We start from the raw sequence: 20,178 nt of genomic DNA on the forward strand, positions 1-20,178 counted from the left end.
TGATCGGGGAAATATGGCATGCCGGGGGCGGGGGGCAAGGCCTGACGCAAGGAAAAGGGCGACCGCATCGCTGCGGCCGCCCTTCCCGAACGAGGCAAGGCTGCGGGTTACGCCGCGACCTTGAGCTTCTCGGCGGCGAGCGCGACGCGGTTCGACAGCGGCTGCACCACCTCACCGGCGAGCTTCAGCACCGCCTCGGTATTGTGCGAGCTCTGCTGGACGAGCGCGTCGAACGAGGCGCGTACGTAATCGGCATGGAGCTTGAAGAATTCAGTCGGCGACTTGACGCTGCTCAGCGTCTTGGCGACCGTGGTCGCGTCCTCGAACGACTTCTTGGCATAGGCGGCGGCGTCCTGGCCGAGCGACTCGAGGCCGCGTGCCGCGATCTTCGACGATTCGACCAGCGCTTCGATATTGCCCTTGCCGAACTCGGTGGCGTCCTGGAGCAGCTTCTGGCTCTTGTCGACCGCACCCTTGGCGCGGTCGGTCGCGTCGGTGAACGCGGTCTGGGTCGTGGCGGTGACGTTCTCGATCGTTTCCATGATGACTTCCTTCGCTGCGGGTGTGGCAATCGGTGCGGCCGCATCCACAACGGGGGCGGGCGCGACGGGGAGCGGCGCCGTCACCGCATCGGCGGCAGGCACCGGAGCCGGCTGGATGCCGGTCGGCTTGGCACGGGAGCGCTGGGGACGCGGCGGCGAGTCGACGCGCGGGCGGTTCGACCCGCGTTTGGCGGGCTTGGACAAACGATCGTCCATCGGGCCTTCTCCAGCTTTCATGCTGCACTGCACAATAGCCAATTTCGAGGCCCAAATCAACGCGGTTTGTGCAATGCAGCAAGAATGGAGCTATCTCGCGCGGACATAGTCTCCCGGAGCGTCGGCGAGCGCCGGCAGCGCGCCTTCGCCGGGGCGCCGCGCACCGATGGCGGCAACGGTGTCGCTGCCGCGCGACTCGATCCAGCCGCGCCAGTCGGGCCACCAGCTGCCCTTGGTCTCGGACGCGCCGGCGACGAAATCCTCGAGCGTCGTCACCGCCGCATCGTTCGTCCAATATTGGTATTTGCCCGCGGCGGGCGGATTGACGACGCCGGCGATATGCCCCGATCCGGCGAGCACGAAGCGCAGCGGCCCGCGGAAATGATGGGTGATCCGCCAGACGCTCTCCGCCGGGGCGATATGATCCTCGCGCCCCGCCTGGACATAGGCGGGCGTCGTCACCCGGCCGAGATCGATCGATTCGCCGGCCACCGTCATCGCGCCCGGCTGGACGAGGCGGTTGTCGCGATAGAGATCGGTGAGATACGACAAATGCCATTTCGCCGGCAGGTTGGTGGTGTCGCCGTTCCAGTGGAGCAGGTCGAACGGCGCGTAATCGGCGCCGAGCAGATAGTTGTTGGTGACATAATTCCAGATCAGGTCGCGCCCGCGCAACAGGTTGAACGTCGCGGCGAGGTAGCGGCCGTCGAGGAAGCCCTGTGGCGACAGGCTGCCGATCAGCGCGAGCTGCTCATCGGTGACGAAATGGCGCAACTCGCCGGCGGCGGTGAAGTCGACCTGCGCGGTAAAGAAGGTCGCGCTCGCCACCGCGTTGTCGCGCCCGCGTGCGGCGAGCACCGCCAGCGTCGCGGCGAGCGTCGTCCCCGCGACGCAATAGCCGATCGTATGCACCGCCGGCACGTCGAGCACGGCGCGCACCGTGTCGATCGCCTCGATCTGCGCGCCGACGTAATCGTCCCACACCACGTCGCTCATCGAGGCGTCGGCGGATTTCCACGACACCATGAACACCGACAGGCCCTGGTCGACCGCCCAGCGGATGAAGCTTTTCTCCGGCGACAGATCGAGGATGTAGAAGCGGTTGATCCATGGCGGGAAGATCACCAGCGGTGTCGCCAGCACGCGCTCGGTGGTCGGGGCATAATGGATCAGCTCGTAGAGCGGGGTGCGCTTGATCACCTTGCCCGGCGTCGTCGCGATATTGCGGCCGACCTCGAACGCGCCCTCGGCGGTATGCGTCACCTGCCCCTTGGCGATGTCGGCGAGCATATGCTGCAGGCCGTCGAGCAGATTCTGCCCCTTGGTGGCGATCGTCTTCTCGACCACCTCGGGATGGGTGAGCGGGAAGTTGGACGGGCTCATCGCCTCGATCAGCCCGCGCGCGGCGAAGCGGAGCTGTTCGCGCTGCGCCTCGGGCACGCCGTCGAGCGCGTCGACGCCGCGCAGCAGATGGTCGGCGATCAGATTGTAGCTGCGCCGGATCCAGTCGAACCACGGGTCCTCGCGCCACGCCGCGGCCTTGAAGCGCCGGTCGCGCGAATCGCCCTCCGACTGCGGCGGCGGCGGCAGGTCGGCGGCGGGATCGACGAAGCGCTGCCACAAGGCGAAGTGATCGCGCCAATAATCCTGCGTCTGGCGGACGAGCGGCGGCGACGCGTCGCCCGCGCCGAGCAGGCCGATGCCCTGTTCCATCATCATCTGCTGCGCGCGGCCGAGCAGCCAGGTCCAATGCTGCAACGTCGCCAGATCGGGCGCGCCGGCGGGATCGTTATGGGGTTCGGCCATGGCATCCTCTGCTTTGCGCGCGATGCTACCCGGCGCGTGCGTCCGTGGGAATGGCGATTGGTTTGCAGCGCCGACGAAAGCCGCTAGCGTCGCGGCGATGGACAATCAGGTTCGCGTAAGCCGCTCGCTCTTCGCCTTTTCGATCTTCTACGGCGGCATGGTCTGCATCGCCGGCGTGCTCGGCAACAAACAGGTCGCGCTCGGGCCGCTGTCGGCGCTCGGCCCGCTCGTCGGGCTGGGGCCGCTCGCGGTGGAGGCGGGGATCTTCGCCTTCCTGCTGCTCGTCGTCGTGTCGAGCGCGGTCGCCGAGCTGCATGGCCGCACCATCGCGACGCGGCTGGTGCAGATCGGCTTCGTGCCGCTGATCGTCTCGATCCTGCTGTCGGTGATCGTGCTGTCGGTGCCCGCCGCCGCCGACATGGAGCCGGCGCGGCGCGACGCCTTTGCGCTGATGATGGGCGGCACGCCGCGCATCTGGCTGGGCGGCATCGTCGCCTATGGCATTTCGCAGACGCTCAACGTCACCATCTTCGCCGCGCTCAAGGGGCGCGAGGGCGGCGGGCTGCTCTGGCTGCGCGCGGGCATCGCCAGCGTGCTCAGCCAGATCGTCGATACCTTGCTGTTCGTGACGATCGCTTTCGCCGGCGTCTTCCCGATCGGCGAGCTGCTGCTCGGCCAAATGATCGCCAAGGTGCTGCTCTCGGCGATCCTGGTGCCGCCGCTGATCTACGTCTTCGTCGGACTGGGGCGGCGGCTGGATCGGGGGTGAGATCGGGTGCGGCCAGGGCCCGTTGCGGCCGCGCCGGCGGGTAGCGGCCCTGGTCGAGGGCAGTCTTACCCCTGACGTGTTCCGGGGTCACAGTGCCGCAAAAGCAACGGCTGCAAGCTCCGGCGGAGCCGTGGATGCCGGAACCGGTCCGGCATGACGATGTGATGTTTTTAGTGCTCCCGCGGAGGCGGGAGCCTAGTGTTTCTTCTTCGGAAGCCGTCGGTCTGCTTGGCCACTGGATTCCCGCCTGCGCGGGAATACTGGGGATTTGGCAAGCGCGGTGACTCCCCCGAGACTGTGGACACGGCCTAGATGCCGCGACGTCGCACCACGGCGACGTCGACGGATCCGATCGCGGCGATGTCACCGGCGGGGCGGCATGGACCACAGGCCGCCCCGGTCGATCAGATCATGCCGAGCGCCTGCATATAGACTTCGAGGATGGCTTCCTCTTCCTGATACTCTTCCTTCTTCTTCTTGCGGATGGAGAGGATCTTGCGGATCGCCTTGGGGTCGTAGCCACGGCCCTTGGCCTCGGCCATCACGTCCTTGATGTCGTCCGAGATGCCCTTCTTCTCTTCCTCGAGCCGTTCCGCGCGCTCGATCAGCAGGCGCAGCTCGTCCGCCGCGACCTGGCCGCCGCCCATGCCGTCTTGCCGTTCTTCCGCCATTGTCCCACCCCGCCGCAGGCGCCCTGCGGTCCTTGTATGATTCGCCAAAAAGGATACCGGCCGCGTGCCGGTAGGGGCGGGCGTCTAGGCGGTTCGTCCGCCGGGCTCAACCCCGTGCGGCGGCTTCGGCGGCGGGGGCGTTGCGCGCCACGCTGTCCGCCATGCGCGCGAGCTGTTCGGGCGTCGCCTCGGTCTGGTAGCGCGCCTTCCACTCTGCCTGCGGCATGCCGTAGACCGTCTCGCGCGCCTCGGCCTTGGGCAGATCGCCCGCTTCCTCGATCCAGTCGGACAAGCAGTTGCGGCAGAATCCAGACAGGCCCATCAGATCGACGTTCTGCGCGTCGGTACGATGGCGCAGGTGGCGGACCAGCCGGCGGAAGGCCGCGGCGGCGACCGCATCGGGCAGCGCGTCAAGTTTGTCGGTCATGCGGGTCTTTCAAACGTTGATCGGCCATAGATAGGGACTAGAGGGGGGCGCGGCCATTCCCCAGGAGCCTTTCGATGACCATTGCCATTGCGCCCCGTTCGCGGAAAGTGCGCGTGCTCGCCACCCTCGGTCCGGCGAGCAACTCACCCGAGATGATCGCGACGCTGTTCCAGGCCGGCGCGGACGCCTTCCGCGTCAACATGAGCCACGGCGACCAGCAATCCAAGGTCGCGGTGATCGAGGCGATTCGCGCGCTCGAAACCAAGTTTCGGCGGCCGACGACGATCCTCGCCGATCTGCAGGGCCCCAAGCTGCGCGTCGGCAAGTTCGAGGGCGGCAAGGTGGTGCTCGACCATGGCAGCACCTTCGTGCTCGACCGCGATCCGACGCCGGGCGATGCGACGCGCGTCGAGCTGCCGCACAAGGAGATCTTCGCCGCGATCGAGCCGGGCGCGCGCCTGCTGCTCGACGACGGCAAGCTGGTGCTGCGCGTCACCGATCACGGCCCCGACCGGATCGAGACTCTGGTCGAGGTCGGCGGCCCGCTGTCGAACAACAAGGGGCTCAACGTTCCCGACGTCGTGCTGCCGATGGCGGCGCTGACCGAGAAGGACCGCAGCGACCTCGCCTTCGCGGTCGAACAGGGCGTCGACTGGATCGCCTTGTCCTTCGTGCAGCGGCCCGAGGATCTCGCCGAGGCGCGCAAGCTGATCCAGGGCAAGGCGGCGCTGCTCGCCAAGATCGAGAAGCCCGCGGCGATCGACCGGCTCGAGGAAATCGTCGAGATGTGCGACGGCGTGATGGTCGCGCGCGGCGATCTCGGCGTCGAGCTGCCGCCGCAGAGCGTGCCGCCGTTGCAGAAGCGGATCGTCGAGACCTCGCGCCGGCTCGGCCGGCCGGTGGTGGTGGCGACGCAGATGCTCGAATCGATGATCCAGAGCCCGTCGCCGACCCGCGCCGAGGTGTCCGACGTCGCCACCGCCATCTACGACGGCGCCGATGCGATCATGCTGTCGGCGGAAAGCGCGGCGGGCGCCTGGCCGGTCGAATCGGTGGCGATGATGAATTCGATCGGCATCTCGGTCGAGAGCGATCCGATGCACGGCGACCGCGTCCACTTCACCGTGACGCGCCCCGACCCGACCACCGCCGACGCCCTGTCGGAAGCGGCCAAGCAGATCGCCAAGACCACCTCGGCGACGGCGATCATCTGCTTCACCACCTCGGGCTCGACCGCGCGCCGCATCGCGCGCGAGCGGCCGTCGGTGCCGATCCTCGTGCTCACCCCCAACAAGGATACGGCGCGCCGTCTCGGCTTGCTGTGGGGCACGCATGCGGTGCACACCCGCGACGTCGAATCGTTCGAAGACATGGTCGGCAAGGCCAAGCGGATGGCGCTGCGCACCGGCATCGCCAAGGCCGGCGACCGCGTCATCGTCATGGCGGGCGTGCCGTTCCGCACGCCGGGGTCGACCAACGTGCTGCATGTGGTGCGGATCATCGGCGACGAGCTGAACGACTATAGCTGACGGCGCGGCGCACGATGTTACGTGTGGATGACGGACGCGCGAGCCGCTAAAGCCGGCGCATCATGTATCGCCCCGCGCTCTCCGTCGTCATCCCGTGCTACAACGAGGCGGCCTGCCTCGAGCTGTTGCACGCCCGCGTCGCGGCGGCGGCGCGGGCCGCGGTGGGGGACGATCACGAGATCGTGCTGATCAACGACGGCAGTCGCGATGACAGCTGGGCGGTGATGCAGCGGCTCAGCGCCGCCGATCCGCGGCTGGTGGCGATCAATCTGTCGCGCAACCACGGCCATCAGCTGGCGCTGACCGCCGGGCTCGATCTGTGTTCGGGCGAGCAGATCCTGATCATCGACGCCGATCTGCAGGACCCGCCCGAACTGCTCGCCGACATGCGCGCGACGATGGCGGCGCAGCAGGCCGACGTCGTCTATGCGGTGCGCCGCAAGCGCGAGGGCGAGACGATCTTCAAGAAGGCGACCGCCGCCGCTTTCTATCGCGTGCTCGATCGCGTCACCGACACGCCGATCCCGCTCGATACCGGCGATTTCCGGCTGATGAGCCGGCGGGCGCTCGATGCGCTGCTGTCGCTGCCCGAACAGGCGCGCTTCATCCGCGGCATGGTCGCCTGGGTCGGCTTCCGCCAGGTGCCGTTTCCCTATGACCGCGCCGAGCGCCATGCCGGCGAGACCAATTATCCGCTCGGCAAGATGGTGCGGCTCGCCTTCGACGCGGTCACCGGCTTCTCGACCGCGCCGCTGCGCTTCGCCAGCCATGCCTCGGTGATCCTCGCCGGCGCGTCGCTGCTGCTGCTCTTCTACATCCTGTGGGGATTCTTCGAAGGATCGCCGGTGCAGGGCTGGACCTCGACGATGCTGGTCGTGACGGTGCTGTCGGCGGCGCAGATGTTCGTGCTCGGCATGATCGGCGAATATCTCGGCCGGCTCTACATCGAATCGAAACGCCGTCCGCTTTACCTCGTCGCCGACATCGCCGGCCCGGTGAAGGGCCATTCGACCCTCGGCTTCAACGCCGCCGAACCCTCGCCCGAGTTCGAAGTGCCGGCGGAGCGCAAGGCGGCGGAATAAGCGTCCCTCAGCGCTTCGGCACCGCCAGCGTCACGATCGATACGCCCGGCGTCATCGGTACGCGGCCGACCGCGTGCCGCTCCAGCCGGAAGATCGTTTCGAACAGCGCATTGAGCGGCTTGGCGGGGGGCGAATCGTCGCTGTCGTCGCGGCCGGTCAGGCGCCCGGCGATCCGTGCCGCCGCGGCGAGCGGGAAGAGCAGCGAGTTGAAATAGGTGAGCTTGCGCGGGGCGAGCCCGGCGGCGGTGATCGCCTTGGCCAGCGTCGCCTTCGAATAGCGGCGGTGGTGGTGGTTGACGACGTCGTGCGCGCTCCACAGCCATTGGTGCGCGGGCACCGCGATCAGGATCTTGCCGCCGGGCTTGAGCAGACTCGCCATCGCGCGCAGCGCGGCGACGTCGTCGGCGATATGCTCGACCACGTCGAGCACCGCGACCAGATCATAGGCGCCGCGTGCGACGCCGGGCAGCTCGGGCAGCGGCGCGTCGCCGACCGGGCGGCCGAGCCGCTCGCTGGCGATCGCCCGCGCGGCGGGATCGATCTCGATCGCATCGACCGCACCGAATTGCGCCAGCATCGGCAGGTTGTGGCCGGTGCCGCAGCCGATCTCGAGGATGCGCGCGCCCGCGGGGAGGGCCGCGTAGCGCGTCAGATAGTCGCTGAGGATGTCGCGGCGCGCGCGATACCACCAATGGGTGGAATCATGGGCGGCCATACGGTCGTAGACGATGCGATCCATCTTTAGTCCTTGGCCATATCAGGCGAACACCAGCCAGCGATTGAGAATGAAGGTGAGGATGGTCGCCAGCGCCACCGCGGGGAGCAACGGCGCCCAGGCGGGCAGGCCGAAATGCGCGGTGCCGATCCAGGTGATGAGCGCGTTGAGCGCCATGCCGCTCGCCTGCACCGCGACGAACTGCGCCTGCTGCCAGCCGCCGCGGCGGCGCGTGCCATGGCCCCTGAAGCTCCACCGGCTGTGCAGGAAGAAGCCCGCGGTCACCGCCACCGCAAAGGCGAAGGGGACGGCATAGACCGCCTGCGCGCGCGGGAAGACGAAGGCGGTGAGCGGCAGGTAGACCGCCGAATAGATCAGCGTCGAGATGCCGCCGGCGATGCCGAAGCGGATCATCTGCCCCAGCATGCCGCTGTCGCGCATCGCTGCCAACCGTGCCGGTGCTTCCATCGCCATCCGCTCCGCCCTAAAGGCAATGCGCCGGGAACGAAACGGCCAAAACGAAAGTCGCGTCAGTGAACAAAGCTCCCCGCGGTCGGCTCGACGACGCGATCGTCCGTCATTGGGTCGCACTGACGCTCGCCGTCTGGCTTGGCGTGACGATCTGGTACGTGTGGAGCGACTGGAACCTCGTCCGCTGGCTGTCGCTCGGCGATACCGACGACAATATGCGGCTGATGCAGGTGCGCGCGTGGCTGGGCGGGCAAGGCTGGTACGATCTGCGCAACTACCGGCTCAACCCGCCGCAGGGATTCGACATTCACTGGAGCCGGATCGTCGATCTGCCGATCGCCGGGCTGATCCTGTTCTTCCGCCTGTTCACCAGCAACGCCTGGGCGGAGCGGCTGGCGTGCGGGATCGCGCCGCTGCTGCCGCTGTCGATCGCGATGCTCGGCGTCGCCGCGACGGTGCGGCGGCTGATCGATCCGCGCGCCTGGCCGCTGGCGCTGGTCTTCCTGCTCGGCACCTCGGCGACGATGCTGATGTTCCTGCCCGAACGGATCGATCACCACGGCTGGCAGCTCGCGATGCTCAGCCTCACCGTCGCCGGCCTGTGCGACGGCAAGGGCGTGCGCGGCGGGCTGATGGTCGGGCTGGCGAGCGCGGTCAGCCTCGCGATCGGGCTGGAGATGCTGCCCTATTGCGCGATGGCGGGGGCGATCCTGGCGCTCCGCTGGGTGTGGGACCGCAGCGAGGCGCCGCGGTTGCAGGCCTATGCGCTCAGCCTTGGCGGCGGCAGCGCGATCGGCTTCGCGGCCTTCGCCTCCTATGCCAATTATGCGATGCGCTGCGATGCGCTGACGCCGGTGTGGCTGGCGGTGATGGTCGCGGCGGGGGCGCTGCTGTTCCTGCTCGCCTGGGTCAACCCGCAGGCCCGCGCGATCCGCGCCGGACTGGCGGTGCTGGCCGGGGCGGCGATCGCGGCGGGGTTCGTGCATTTCTTCCCGCAATGCCTCGGCCGGCCGGAGGGCGTCTCGCCCGAGCTGCAGAAGAACTGGCTGGACAATGTCCGCGAGGCCAAGCCGATCTACAAACACCCGTTCCGCCTCGGCTTTCCGATCGCGGCGCTGCCGATCGTCGGCGTCTTCGGGGTGATCCTCGGCGCGTGGCGGGCGCGGCGCTCGCCGGCACTGATCGGCTGGAGCGCGGTGGCGCTGTTCGTCACCTTCGCCTGCCTGATGCTGCTGTGGCAGGTGCGTGCCGGGCCGGCGGCGCAATTGCTCGCGGTGCCGGGAGCGACGTTGCTCGGCTGGATCGTGCTGCCGTGGCTGCTCAACCATCGCCTGCTTGCGGTGCGCGTCGGCGGCACGGTGGCGGCGTTCCTGATCGTCTCCGGCCTGTTCGCCGGGCTGATCATCAAATATCTGCCGGTCGACCGGCCCAATGCCTATACCAAGCGGGTCAACCGCTCGACCGGCAGCTGCGTGCGCTACACGGTGCTGAAGGCGCTCGATCGCTATCCGGCGCAGACGATCTTCACCTTCGTCGATCTCGGCCCGCGGCTGATCACCGTGACGCATCACGACGCGATCGCGGGGCCTTATCATCGCAACGGCGCGGCGATCCTCGACGTCCAGCACGCCTTCGGCGGCAGCGCCGATCAGGCGCATGCGATCATCCGCCGCCATGGTGCGACGATGCTGCTGCTTTGCCCCAATCATTCGGAATCGACCAATTATCGCGCGCGCGATCCGGGCGGCTTCTACGACCAGCTCGCGCATGGCGAGGTGCCGGCGTGGCTGACGCCGCTGCCGCTGCCGAAGGATTCGCCGTTGCGCCTGTTCCGGGTGGATGCGGGCATCGCGGAGCAGCGGTGAGGGTTGCTCAGGCAGGCGCATAGCCCCACCGTTCGCCCTGAGCTTGTCGAAGGGCAGGTCTACGCCGGCGTCCGGTATGGGGAAGGACGGCTCGGACAGACCCAGCCCGAACGGTACCGAAGGAAGCGGCACCGCTCCCGGCAGAATCAGTGCAGGCTCACCTGCAACCCGTCCATCACGAACTGCACCGCCAGCGCCGCGAGCAGCACGCCGAGCAGCCGCGTGATCACCGCCTCGATCCGCGCGCCGAGCAGCCGCATCAGCGGCCCCGCGGCGAGCAGCGCGACCAGCGTCAGCGCGAGGATCACGCCCATCGCGGCGAGCACCACCAACGTCGCCTCGATGCCGTTGGTGCGCGCGACGAGCAGCATCACCGAGGCGATCGAGCCCGGCCCGGCGATCATCGGCATCGCCATCGGGAAGATCGACACGTCGTCCGCCTCGGGATCGTGCGCGACCTTGGCGGCGCGATCCTCGCGGCGCTGCGTGCGCTTCTCGAACACCATTTCGAGCGCGATCAGGAACAGCATGATGCCGCCGGCGATGCGGAAGCTCGCCAGGCTGATGCCGAGCCCGCGCAGCAGCGCCTCGCCCGCCAGCGCGAAGACCAGCAGAATGACGGTCGCGACGCCGACCGCGCGAAACGCCATCGCCCGCCGCTGCACGGGCGAGGCACCGGCGGAGAGGCCGGCGTAGATCGGCGCGCAGCCGAGCGGATCGATGATGACGAAGAAGGTGATCAGCGTCGAGACGAACAGCTCGATCACAGCGCCGCCTCGATGCCCTCGCGGCGGCAGGCCGAGACATAGGTGTTGCGGATCAGGCAGGCGATCGTCATCGGCCCGACGCCGCCCGGTACCGGCGTGATCGCCCCCGCCACCGCGCGCGCCGCGGCGAAGTCGACGTCGCCGACCAGCCCGGTGTCGGTGCGGTTGATGCCGACGTCGATCACGCTCGCGCCCGGCTTGATCCAGTCGCCCTGGATGAAGTGGGGGATGCCGACCGCGGCGACGACGATATCGGCGCGGCGCAGATGCGCGGCGACGTCGCGCGTGCGGCTGTGGACGATGGTGACGGTGCAGCTCTGCTGGAGCAGCAATTGCGCCATCGGCTTGCCGACGATGTTCGAGCGGCCGACCACCACCGCCTCCATCCCCGACAGCGACGGGTGGAGGTCCTGGAGCAGCATCAGGCAGCCGAGCGGCGTGCACGGCACGAAGCCGTCGGCACCGATCGCCAGCCGGCCGGCGTTGACCGGGTGGAAGCCGTCGACATCCTTGTCGGGATCGATCGCGAGCAGCACCGCGCCGGCATCGATATGTGCGGGCAGCGGCAGCTGGACGAGGATGCCGTCGACCGCCGGATCGGCGTTGAGCTGCGCGACCAAGGCGAGCAGCGTCGCCGCATCGGTATCGGCGGGCAGGCGATGTTCGAAACTCTCCATGCCGGCGTCGCGCGTCGCCTTGCCCTTGTTGCGGACGTAGACGGCGGAGGCGGGGTCCTCGCCGACCAGCACGACGGCGAGGCCGGGGGCGCGACCGGCGGCCGCGCGGAAATTGGCGACATGGCTGGCGATACGGGTGCGCAGGGCGAGGGCGTGCGCCTTGCCGTCGATGATCGTGGCGGTCATGCCGCGGCCTCATAGAGCGAAGCGGCGATCTTCGCCAGCGCGGCGGCATCGCCCGCGACATGCAGGCGTTTGAGCAGCGCGGTATCGCCGCCGACCAGCGTCACGTCGCGCTTCGCCACGCCGAACGTCCGGGCGACCAGCGCAATCAGCGCGGCATTGGCCTTGCCGTCGACCGGCGCGGCGGCGAGCCGGGCGGCGAGATGCGCCTCGGTCCCCGCGGCGATCGCATCGCGCCCGCCGCGCGGCGTGACGCGGATCGCGATCACCAGACCATCGTCGCGGATCGTCCAGGCCGCCACGGCTTTACCGGCGGATCAGACCGCGCCGTTGGCCATCAGGCTGACCGCGATATTGGGCAGGATGATGCTGCTGAGGATGCGGATGATCACCAGCACGGCGAGCGGCGCGAGATCGATGCCGCTGATATTGGGCAGGATCCGGCGCAGCGGCCGGTACATCGGCTCGGTCAGCCGATCGAGCCCGTAGTGGAGCGAGCTGACGAAGCCGTTCGAGGTGTTGATGACGTTGAAGACGATCAGCAGCGACAGCACGAACTGGACCATGATGATCCACCAGACGACGTCGAGCAGCACCTGGATGATCTGGATGAGGGTGAGGGCGATCACGCGAGGCTCCGGGAAAAATAGCTGACCTGCGACCTAGCCGGTTCAGGGCGCGTCGAACAGGCCGTCCTGCGATCCGACCGGCGGGTTGAGGCCGAGATGCTTCCAGCCGCCGGCATTGAGCACCCGCCCGCGCGCGGTGCGCGCGACGAGGCCGAGCTGGATGAGATAGGGTTCGATCACTTCCTCGATCGTGTCGCGCGGTTCGGACAGTCCGGCGGCGAGCGTCTCCACCCCGACCGGACCGCCGCGGTAGATGTCGGCGATCATGTGGAGATACCGCCGGTCCATCGCGTCGAGTCCGAGCGAATCGACCTCCAGCCGGTTGAGCGCGCGATCCGCGGCGGCGCGATCGACGATCGCGGTGCCGGCGACATTGGCGAAGTCGCGCACCCTGCGCAGCAGACGTCCGGCGATCCGCGGCGTACCGCGCGCGCGCCGCGCGATCTCGCTCGCGCCGTCGGGGGCGATGCCGAGATCGAGCAGCCCCGCCGCGCGGGTGACGACGCGCGTCAGCTCCTCGACGGTATAGAATTGCAGCCGCACCGGGATGCCGAACCGGTCGCGCAGCGGCGTGGTGAGCAGCCCCTGCCGCGTCGTCGCGCCGACCAGCGTGAACTTGGGCAGATCGATCCGCACGCTGCGCGCCGACGGCCCTTCGCCGATCATCAGATCGAGCGCACGATCCTCCATCGCCGGATAGAGCACCTCCTCGACCGCGGGTTGCAGCCGGTGGATCTCGTCGATGAACAGCACGTCGCCGTCCTCGAGATTGGTGAGCAGCGCGGCGAGATCGCCCGATTTGGCGATCACCGGGCCGGAGGTGGCGCGAAAGCCGACGCCCATCTCGCGCGCAATGATCTGCGCGAGCGTCGTCTTGCCGAGCCCCGGCGGCCCGAAGAACAGCACATGGTCGAGCGCATCGCCGCGTCCCCGCGCCGCCTCGATGAACACACGCAGATTCTCGCGCGCCGCCGCTTGCCCGACGAACTCGTCGAGACTGCGCGGGCGCAGGGCGGCATCGACATCCTCGGGACGGCGGCTGGCGGACAGGAGGCGGTCGTCGGTCAATGGTGAAGGCCGAATGCGCTCGGCACATGCTGGGAATGATGGAGAATGCGAACCACGAGCAGATCTTCACCTTCCAGACGATAGTAGATTCGATGCGAGCGATAGGGGAAACTACGTATACCGTTGCCCAAACCGGCTTCGGCGACACCGACCTGCGGCCGTTCTGCCAAACGATCGAAGGATGTGATCAGACCTTCGAGATACTGCCGCCCCACCGCAACGCCAAAGCGGGCCTTGCCATAGCCCCGGATATCACGAATGTCCTGTCGCGCTGCGGGCGCGGTGCGTAATCTAGTCACGCAAAGTCTGGATCTTCGGCAATAATCTCAGCGATAACGTCACGCGGATCCTGATCGAGCACACCGGATGCCAGCCCTTCGTCAATCATCGCCTTCAGCCATAGTCGGTCGTCCGATTGCTGGTCGAGTCGGACGAGGTCGCGCAAATAATCGGCCGCATCGACGTAGCGGCCTTGAGCGACACGCGTGTTCACCCATTCCTGCAATGCGTCCGGCATCGAGATGGTGAGTTGAGTCATGCCGCCAAGATAGCGCGTGCCGGCCAGATCGCCAACGCTACTTCGCCGCCTTGCGCAGCGCCAGCCGCACCAGCGCGTCGAGCGTCGCGCCGGGGCCGAGATCCTCCTCCGCGGCCCCCACCGCGCTCGCCGCCTCGGCGGGGCGGAAGCCGAGGTTGAGCAGCGCCGACACCGCATCCGCGCCCGCGCCGACCGGGATCACCTGCGCCGCCGCCGCCGGACCGAGCGCGCCCCCGCCAAAGGCGAGCGCGCCGACCTTGTCCTTGAGTTCGCGGACGATCCGCTCGGCGAGCTTCGGCCCGACGCCGTTCGCCCGCGCCACCATCGCCTTGTCCTGCGCCGACACCGCGCGCGCGATCTCCGCCGTGTCGAGCGCCGAGAGGATGGCGAGCGCGACGCGCGATCCCACCCCCTGCACGCCGGTGAGCAGCCGGAACCAGTCGCGCTCCTCGGCGCGGGCGAAGCCGACGAGGCGGATCGAATCCTCGGCGACCAGCATCTCGGTATGCAGCATCGCCGCCTCGCCGACCGGGCCGATCGCCGCGAGCGTGCGCGCCGAGGCGCCGACGAAATAACCGACGCCGCCGACGTCGATCACCGCGTGATCGATCCCGGTCGATTCGAGTCGTCCCTTGAGATGCGCGATCATGCCGTCACCCTTGCCCGTCGTGCCATGCCCTGCGCCGAGGCGAGATGATGCGCATGCGTGATCGCCACCGCCAGCGCATCCGCCGCATCGGGGCCGGCGAGCTTGGCGCCGGGCAGCAGCACCGCCATCATCGCCTGGATCTGCCGCTTCTCCGCGCCGCCGGTGCCGACCACCGCCTTCTTGACGGTCGAGGGATGATATTCGCCGATATGCAGTCCGCTGCCCGCCGCGGCGAGCAGCACCACGCCGCGCGCCTGGCCGAGCTTCAGCGTCGACTGCGCATTGGTGTTGCCGAGCACCTCTTCGACCGCGGCGCTGTCGGGTCGTTCGGTGAGGATCACGTCGATCAGCGCGGCGTGCAGGTTGGACAGCCGGCGCGGCAGCACCATCGACGGATCGGTCTTGATCTGGCCGTTGGCGATATGCCGCAACCGGTTGCCGTCCGCGTGGATGACGCCCCAGCCGGTGGTACCGAGTCCGGGATCGAGGCCGAGGATGATCATATCATGGTCACGCGGAGGCGCGGAGGCGCGGAGAAGAAAGGGTTGGGCGCGCAGAGGCGCAGAGGACGCGGAGCGTGCCTATGGCGCGCGGCAGCATCACGATCGCGATGCGGGCGAGACGCTTGCCCGGACCGGGCGATCCTCTGCGCTCTCTGCGCCTCTGCGCGCGACACCTCTTCGCGTCTTCGCGGCTCTGCATGGATCTTCTCCCCGGCAGTCTGCGGCGGGCAGGGGGGATTCGCGCGAAGACGCGAAGACGCGAGACGGCTTCGCCCGGTACGCGCAATCCGTGATCCGGCAGACGGAGAGTGCGGCCCGCTGGCGCGGGACACCGCGGCCGCGGGCGCGACCCTCCGCGCCTCCGCGCCTCCGCGTGAACCCGACAGGATCAGCCGAGCTTCTCCATCACCTCGTCGGAGACCTCGTAATTGCCCCAGACGGTCTGCACGTCGTCGTCGTCGTCGAGCGTGTCGATCAGCTTGAACAGCGTCGCCGCATCGGCTTCGTCGACCGACACCATCGTCTGCGGCCGCCAGGCGAGCTTGGCGCCTTCGGGTTCGCCGAGCACCGGCTCGAGCGCCTTGGCGACTTCGTGCAGGTCGCCGACCGCGGTCCAGATCTCATGCCCGTCCTCGGACGAGGAGACATCCTCCGCGCCCGCTTCCAGCGCCGCCTCGAACACCGTCTCGGCGTCGCCGGCGCTGGCGGGATAGCTGATCAGGCCCATCCGGTCGAACGCATGGCTGACCGATCCGCTCGCGCCGAGGTTGCCGCCGTTCTTGCTGACCGCGGTGCGCACGTTGGTCGCGGTGCGGTTGCGATTGTCGGTCAGCGCCTCGATGATAAGCGACACGCCGCCGGGGCCGAAGCCCTCGTAGCGGATCTCCTCGTAGCTTTCGGTATCGCTGCGGCTCGCCTTGTCGATCGAGCGCTGGATATTGTCCTTGGGCATCGACTGCGCCTTGGCGGCGTTGACCGCGGCGCGCAGCCGCGGGTTCATGTCGGGGTCGGGCAGACCCATCTTCGCCGCGACGGTGATTTCGCGGCTGAGCTTGGAGAACATGCCCGAGCGCTTCTTATCCTGCGCGCCCTTGCGATGCATGATGTTCTTGAACTTGGAATGGCCTGCCATGGACTGCCTCTAACCGATAATCCCTGGCCCTTAAGCCGAAGGCATGGTTTTCGCCAGTCCGTCGATCTTCGCCTCGATCGCGGCGAGCCGGTCGAGCACCAGTCCGTCGAGCTTCTGGTGCAGCCGCAGGATGTCGAGCTCGGCGCGCAAATTGGTCTCGTAGTCGAGGCTGGCGGCGAGCCGGTCCTTCGACGCCTGCCGGTTCTGGCTCATCATGATCACCGGCGCCTGGATCGCGGCGAGCGTCGACAGCATCAGGTTGAGGAAGATGTAGGGATAGGGATCGAACGCCATGCCGACATGCGCCAGCACGTCGGTGTTGAGCAGCATCCAGCCGAGCAGCACGACGGTGAAGGCGATGATGAAGCCCCATGATCCGCCCACCGCCGCCACCCGGTCGGCGAGCTGGTCGCCGATGCTGGCGTGGGCGTCGGCCTCGTCGGCGGCGTCGCGGCTGACGATCGTGCCGGCGTCGATACTGCTGAGCACACGCCGTTCCTCGGGATCGAGCGCATGCGGCGATTTGCGGAGCAGGCGCTGGGCGAGGTCGGCGAGCGGGGTTTGGTGCATCAAATGGTCGTCCTTCGTGGTATAGTCCACTTTGGTCATACCTGTCGTTCGACCGTCCGGCAATCACTGCGGCACGTCCGGCCGGCGTCCGCCGCAAAGCGCTTGCCCCGAGGCCCCCGGATACGCCACACGCTGCCCGCAATGACCGTCAGCGTAGACATGGGCAGCGACGAACGCGGCGCGCCCGTGACCATGGACCTCGAAGAACTGCTCGCCACCCGTCTGCTCGTCCAGGGCAATTCCGGGTCGGGCAAGTCGCATCTGCTGCGCCGCCTGCTCGAAGGATCGGCGGGGCAGGTGCAACAGGTGGTGATCGATCCGGAGGGCGATTTCGTCACGCTCGCCGGACCATATGGCCACGTCGTGATCGAGGCGGCGGATTATTCGGTGCCCGAGATCGCACGCATCGCCACCCGCCTGCGCGAACATCGCGCGTCGGTGGTGCTCAGCCTCGAAGGGCTCGAGGCGGAGGGGCAGATGCGCTGCGCCGCCGCCTTCCTGTCGGCGCTGTTCGACGCGCCGCGCGAACATTGGTATCCGGCGCTGGTCGTCGTCGACGAGGCGCAATTGTTCGCTCCCGTCACCGGCGGCGAGGTCGCCGAGGAGGTGCGCCGCGCCTCGCTGTCGGCGATGACCAATCTGATGTGCCGCGGGCGCAAGCGCGGGCTCGCCGGGGTGATCGCGACGCAGCGGCTGGCGAAGCTCGCCAAGAACGTCGCGGCGGAGGCGAGCAACTTCCTGATGGGACGCACCTTCCTCGACATCGACATGGCGCGCGCCGCCGATCTGCTCGGCATGGAGCGGCGCCAGGCGGACGTGATCCGCGATCTGGCGCGCGGCACCTTCCTCGCATTGGGGCCGGCGGTGTCGCGACGGCCGCTGACCGTGAAGATCGGCCAGGTCGCCACCTCGGCGCGCAGCGGCAGCCCCAAATTGACGCCGCTGCCGAGCGCCCCGGCGGAAAATCTCCAGCAACTCATCTTCGCGCCGCCGCCCGAGGAGGCGCCGCAGCTGCCGATGGCGTTCGAATCGCGCCCGCGCCGCGTCCCCGCGGACGAGCTGCTCGACACGATCGAGCGGCCGGCGACGCAGCCGACGACGCTCGCGCCGCTGCCCGACAAGACCGACGAGGAGGTCGAGGCGATCTATGCCGCGGTGCTGGAGGCGATCGTCGCCGATCGCGATTCGGCGCTGCGCCCGCCGTCGGTGCTGTTCCAGGATTTCCAGGTGCGCTGCCGGATGGCCGGCCTCGCCAAGCCGCCGCTCGACCTGCCCGGCTTCACCCGTCGGCTGTCGGCGGCACGGGCCGGCATCTTCGACGTCACCGACCCGCAATGGGCGGAGGCGATGGAGCTCGCCTATTCGCTGCCCGACGACATGATCGGCGCCTTCCTGCTCGTCGCGCGCGCCGCAAAGAACGGCGAGCCCTGCCCGTCGGACACGGCGCTGGCGGAGACCTATGGCACCAGCTCGCTCGGCCGCGTGCGGCGGCTGATCGGCTATATCGAGAGCCGCGAATTGTTCGTCGCGCGGGTGGACCTGTCGGGCAAGCGCTCGATCACCATCCCGCGGCTCGGCTGGACGACGGCGGCGAGCGAGGCGGGGTAGGGGCATCGAGGCCCGCCCGTCGACGGGCTCAGGGCTAACGGTGTGGGAGATGAGCGCACCCCCCGCTTTCCCACCGTTCGGGCTGAACCTGTCGAAGCCCGCCCGTCCTTGATCGCCACCTTTATGTCGGCGCGCCTCAATGCGTCTTGCGCGGCAGCAGGTGCAGCGCGCCGACGATCGCGCCGCCGACGATCAGCCCGACGATCCCCGATCCTACCGCGGTCACCAGCCACGACACCACGCCCGGCAGCACGCCGACCGCCGCCGCGGCACCTTCGGCCGCGGCGTGGAGCGCATGGGGCAGGCCGGTCAGGCCGAACGCCTCCAGCCCATGAACGATGATGCCGCCGCCGACCCAGACCATCGCCGCGGTGCCGATCAGCGACAGCGCGTCGAGCACCACCGGCATCGCCGCGACCAGCCCGCGCCCGAACGCCTGCACGCCGGCGCCGGGCCGCCGGGCAAGATGCAGGCCGATGTCGTCCATCTTCACGATCAGCGCGACGATGCCATAGACGCCGATCGTGATCGCGATCCCGACCACCGCCAGCGCGATCGCCTGGTTGAGCAATGTCTGGTCGCCCAATTCGCCGAGCGCGATCGCCATGATCTCGCCGGACAGGATCAGGTCGGTGCGCACCGCGCCCGATACCTGCCGGTCCTCCAGCGTCTTGGCATCGGTCGCGATTGCCGCCGCGGCGTCATGGCCGTGGCCGGTGAGCGCACCGACGATCTTCTCCGCCGCCTCGAAGCACAGATAGGCGCCGCCGAGCATCAGGATCGGCGTGATCGCCCAGGGCGCGAGCGCGCTCAGCACCAGCGCGGCCGGAAGCAGGAACAGCAATTTGTTGCGCAGCGACCCGAGCGCGATCTTGCCGATGATCGGCAGCTCACGTGCCGGGCTGAGGCCGACGACATAGGTCGGCGTCACCGCCGTATCGTCGATCACCACGCCCGCCGCCTTGGCGCCCGCCCTGCCCGCCGCGCCGGCGACGTCGTCGAGGCTCGCCGCCGCAAGCTTCGCCATCGCCGCGATATCGTCGAGCAACGCCACCAGTCCGCCGGCCATCGTCTGTCCCCTTGTTATGGCGGCGTCATGCCCGGCAGGGCGGAGAGTTACAACCGACCGGCGATCAGTCGGTCGTCGATCCGCGAAAGCGTCGCCAGTGCACAGGCGGCGCCGATCAGGCACGTCAGCATGTCCCATTGCGTGTCCCAAGGATCGCCCTGCGTCCCCAGAAAGGCGTCTGCACCCTGTCCCAGCGCCTGCGCCGCGCCGAACTCGATCAGTTCATACGCCGCGCTGATCGCCAGGCAGAAGGCGAGCACTGCCAGAGTGCAGAATTCGCCGCGCCGGATCAGGCCGCGTCCGATGACCAGTTCGCGCAGGACGATCGCCGGGACGAAGCCTTGCAGAAAATGCCCAATACGATCGAACGGGTTGCGCGTCAGATGCAGCCAGTCCTGCAGCACGTATCCCACCGGCACCTTGGCATAGGTATAGGCGCCGCCGACCATCAGGACGAGGCCATGGATCCCGATCAGCGCCAGCGCCAGTCCACTCGCCCGCCAGCGCCGGCGCGTCGTGATCAAGCCGGCCAAAACGATCGGCGCAGGCGCCACCTCCATCATCCAGGTGCTGCGATCCACGGCGATTGTAAGGGACATGGCGAGGCCGATGCTCCAGACGGAGGCGATCAGGCTCAGGCGGCGGATATACAGCTGGTCGTCGGTCACGGCGCGATGTTGCCGGAACGCTGC

24 protein-coding genes are annotated in these 20,178 nt (G+C 68.5%); 5 read left to right on the forward strand and 19 right to left on the reverse strand.

The window, feature by feature from the left end:
• Positions 1 to 107 precede the first annotated feature (107 nt).
• Both V8201_RS11130 and V8201_RS11135 read right to left on the reverse strand, forming a co-directional pair.
• Positions 108 to 758, reverse strand: a complete 651-nt coding sequence (locus V8201_RS11130; RefSeq protein WP_235199782.1) for a phasin family protein — start codon at positions 756 to 758, stop codon at positions 108 to 110.
• A gap of 90 nt (positions 759 to 848) precedes the next feature.
• The gene (locus V8201_RS11135) at positions 849 to 2,564 is read right to left on the reverse strand and encodes a PHA/PHB synthase family protein (RefSeq protein WP_336545335.1); all 1,716 of its coding nucleotides are present in this window, start codon (positions 2,562 to 2,564) and stop codon (positions 849 to 851) included.
• 97 nt (positions 2,565 to 2,661) lie between these two features.
• Between V8201_RS11135 and V8201_RS11140 the strand changes: the two genes are divergently transcribed.
• Positions 2,662 to 3,333 carry a queuosine precursor transporter gene (locus tag V8201_RS11140; RefSeq protein ID WP_336545336.1) on the forward strand — a complete coding sequence of 224 codons (672 nt, stop codon included), beginning with the start codon at positions 2,662 to 2,664 and terminating at the stop codon, positions 3,331 to 3,333.
• Positions 3,334 to 3,737: 404 nt separating this feature from the next.
• Here the strand turns inward: V8201_RS11140 and V8201_RS11145 are convergent, their stop codons facing one another.
• Positions 3,738 to 4,004: a DUF2312 domain-containing protein gene (locus tag V8201_RS11145; protein ID WP_051583514.1), complete on the reverse strand. Its 267-nt coding sequence runs from the start codon at positions 4,002 to 4,004 to the stop codon at positions 3,738 to 3,740.
• A gap of 106 nt (positions 4,005 to 4,110) precedes the next feature.
• On the reverse strand, positions 4,111 to 4,431 hold the full coding sequence (locus V8201_RS11150; protein WP_336545337.1) for a DUF1244 domain-containing protein: 321 nt from the start codon (positions 4,429 to 4,431) through the stop codon (positions 4,111 to 4,113).
• A gap of 74 nt (positions 4,432 to 4,505) precedes the next feature.
• On the opposite strand from V8201_RS11150, the gene pyk reads away from it, so the two are divergent.
• Positions 4,506 to 5,960, forward strand: coding sequence for a pyruvate kinase (gene pyk / locus V8201_RS11155; protein ID WP_037535271.1), 1,455 nt, complete (start codon positions 4,506 to 4,508; stop codon positions 5,958 to 5,960).
• A 62-nt stretch (positions 5,961 to 6,022) separates the two neighbouring features.
• Positions 6,023 to 7,042 (forward strand): glycosyltransferase family 2 protein, encoded by a 1,020-nt coding sequence (locus V8201_RS11160; RefSeq protein ID WP_037535270.1) that lies wholly within the window; start codon positions 6,023 to 6,025, stop codon positions 7,040 to 7,042.
• Positions 7,043 to 7,049: 7 nt separating this feature from the next.
• Here V8201_RS11160 and V8201_RS11165 read toward each other — a convergent pair whose 3' ends face one another.
• Positions 7,050 to 7,781, reverse strand: a complete 732-nt coding sequence (locus V8201_RS11165) for a class I SAM-dependent methyltransferase (protein ID WP_336545338.1) — start codon at positions 7,779 to 7,781, stop codon at positions 7,050 to 7,052.
• An 18-nt stretch (positions 7,782 to 7,799) separates the two neighbouring features.
• Positions 7,800 to 8,231, reverse strand: coding sequence for a GtrA family protein (locus tag V8201_RS11170; protein ID WP_081793117.1), 432 nt, complete (start codon positions 8,229 to 8,231; stop codon positions 7,800 to 7,802).
• Between the two features lie 59 nt (positions 8,232 to 8,290).
• Here V8201_RS11170 and V8201_RS11175 point away from each other — a divergent pair, with 59 nt between their 5' ends.
• A complete protein-coding gene (locus tag V8201_RS11175) occupies positions 8,291 to 10,093 on the forward strand; it encodes an AcrB/AcrD/AcrF family protein (protein ID WP_336545339.1) in 1,803 nt (600 codons plus the stop codon).
• Between the two features lie 146 nt (positions 10,094 to 10,239).
• Here V8201_RS11175 and V8201_RS11180 read toward each other — a convergent pair whose 3' ends face one another.
• The 11 genes from V8201_RS11180 to V8201_RS11230 all read right to left on the reverse strand — a co-directional run bounded on the left by V8201_RS11180 (position 10,240) and on the right by V8201_RS11230 (position 16,809).
• Positions 10,240 to 10,860, reverse strand: coding sequence for a MarC family protein (locus V8201_RS11180; protein ID WP_037535267.1), 621 nt, complete (start codon positions 10,858 to 10,860; stop codon positions 10,240 to 10,242).
• Positions 10,857 to 11,723 carry a bifunctional methylenetetrahydrofolate dehydrogenase/methenyltetrahydrofolate cyclohydrolase FolD gene (folD, locus tag V8201_RS11185; RefSeq protein WP_336545340.1) on the reverse strand — a complete coding sequence of 289 codons (867 nt, stop codon included), beginning with the start codon at positions 11,721 to 11,723 and terminating at the stop codon, positions 10,857 to 10,859. The genes V8201_RS11180 and folD overlap by 4 nt, the downstream gene beginning before the upstream one ends.
• Positions 11,720 to 12,022, reverse strand: a complete 303-nt coding sequence (locus V8201_RS11190) for a DUF167 domain-containing protein (RefSeq protein WP_336545341.1) — start codon at positions 12,020 to 12,022, stop codon at positions 11,720 to 11,722. The genes folD and V8201_RS11190 overlap by 4 nt, the downstream gene beginning before the upstream one ends.
• Positions 12,023 to 12,037: 15 nt before the next feature.
• Positions 12,038 to 12,349, reverse strand: a complete 312-nt coding sequence (locus tag V8201_RS11195; protein ID WP_037535264.1) for a YggT family protein — start codon at positions 12,347 to 12,349, stop codon at positions 12,038 to 12,040.
• Positions 12,350 to 12,391: 42 nt separating this feature from the next.
• Positions 12,392 to 13,417 carry a Holliday junction branch migration DNA helicase RuvB gene (gene ruvB / locus V8201_RS11200; protein WP_037535263.1) on the reverse strand — a complete coding sequence of 342 codons (1,026 nt, stop codon included), beginning with the start codon at positions 13,415 to 13,417 and terminating at the stop codon, positions 12,392 to 12,394.
• Positions 13,414 to 13,716: a type II toxin-antitoxin system RelE/ParE family toxin gene (locus tag V8201_RS11205; protein WP_336545342.1), complete on the reverse strand. Its 303-nt coding sequence runs from the start codon at positions 13,714 to 13,716 to the stop codon at positions 13,414 to 13,416. Before V8201_RS11205 ends, ruvB begins: the two co-directional genes overlap by 4 nt.
• A complete protein-coding gene (locus V8201_RS11210; RefSeq protein ID WP_037535261.1) occupies positions 13,713 to 13,955 on the reverse strand; it encodes a type II toxin-antitoxin system ParD family antitoxin in 243 nt (80 codons plus the stop codon). The genes V8201_RS11205 and V8201_RS11210 overlap by 4 nt, the downstream gene beginning before the upstream one ends.
• Before the next feature lie 37 nt (positions 13,956 to 13,992).
• On the reverse strand, positions 13,993 to 14,604 hold the full coding sequence (ruvA, locus tag V8201_RS11215; protein ID WP_037535260.1) for a Holliday junction branch migration protein RuvA: 612 nt from the start codon (positions 14,602 to 14,604) through the stop codon (positions 13,993 to 13,995).
• The gene (gene ruvC, locus V8201_RS11220; RefSeq protein ID WP_037535259.1) at positions 14,601 to 15,107 is read right to left on the reverse strand and encodes a crossover junction endodeoxyribonuclease RuvC; all 507 of its coding nucleotides are present in this window, start codon (positions 15,105 to 15,107) and stop codon (positions 14,601 to 14,603) included. Before ruvC ends, ruvA begins: the two co-directional genes overlap by 4 nt.
• Before the next feature lie 388 nt (positions 15,108 to 15,495).
• Positions 15,496 to 16,239 carry a YebC/PmpR family DNA-binding transcriptional regulator gene (locus V8201_RS11225; protein WP_037535258.1) on the reverse strand — a complete coding sequence of 248 codons (744 nt, stop codon included), beginning with the start codon at positions 16,237 to 16,239 and terminating at the stop codon, positions 15,496 to 15,498.
• A 30-nt stretch (positions 16,240 to 16,269) separates the two neighbouring features.
• A complete protein-coding gene (locus tag V8201_RS11230) occupies positions 16,270 to 16,809 on the reverse strand; it encodes a DUF1003 domain-containing protein (protein ID WP_037535337.1) in 540 nt (179 codons plus the stop codon).
• A 141-nt stretch (positions 16,810 to 16,950) separates the two neighbouring features.
• Between V8201_RS11230 and V8201_RS11235 the strand changes: the two genes are divergently transcribed.
• Positions 16,951 to 18,417, forward strand: coding sequence for an ATP-binding protein (locus tag V8201_RS11235; RefSeq protein WP_271299706.1), 1,467 nt, complete (start codon positions 16,951 to 16,953; stop codon positions 18,415 to 18,417).
• Positions 18,418 to 18,553: 136 nt separating this feature from the next.
• Here V8201_RS11235 and V8201_RS11240 read toward each other — a convergent pair whose 3' ends face one another.
• Together V8201_RS11240 and V8201_RS11245 are read right to left on the reverse strand one after the other, a co-directional pair.
• Positions 18,554 to 19,486 (reverse strand): DUF808 domain-containing protein, encoded by a 933-nt coding sequence (locus V8201_RS11240; RefSeq protein WP_336545343.1) that lies wholly within the window; start codon positions 19,484 to 19,486, stop codon positions 18,554 to 18,556.
• A gap of 47 nt (positions 19,487 to 19,533) precedes the next feature.
• Positions 19,534 to 20,154, reverse strand: coding sequence for a DUF2238 domain-containing protein (locus tag V8201_RS11245; protein WP_336545344.1), 621 nt, complete (start codon positions 20,152 to 20,154; stop codon positions 19,534 to 19,536).
• Positions 20,155 to 20,178 lie beyond the last annotated feature (24 nt).

The organism is Sphingomonas kyungheensis, from assembly GCF_037120395.1.
GTDB classification, from domain to species: Bacteria; Pseudomonadota; Alphaproteobacteria; order Sphingomonadales; family Sphingomonadaceae; genus Sphingomonas; species Sphingomonas kyungheensis.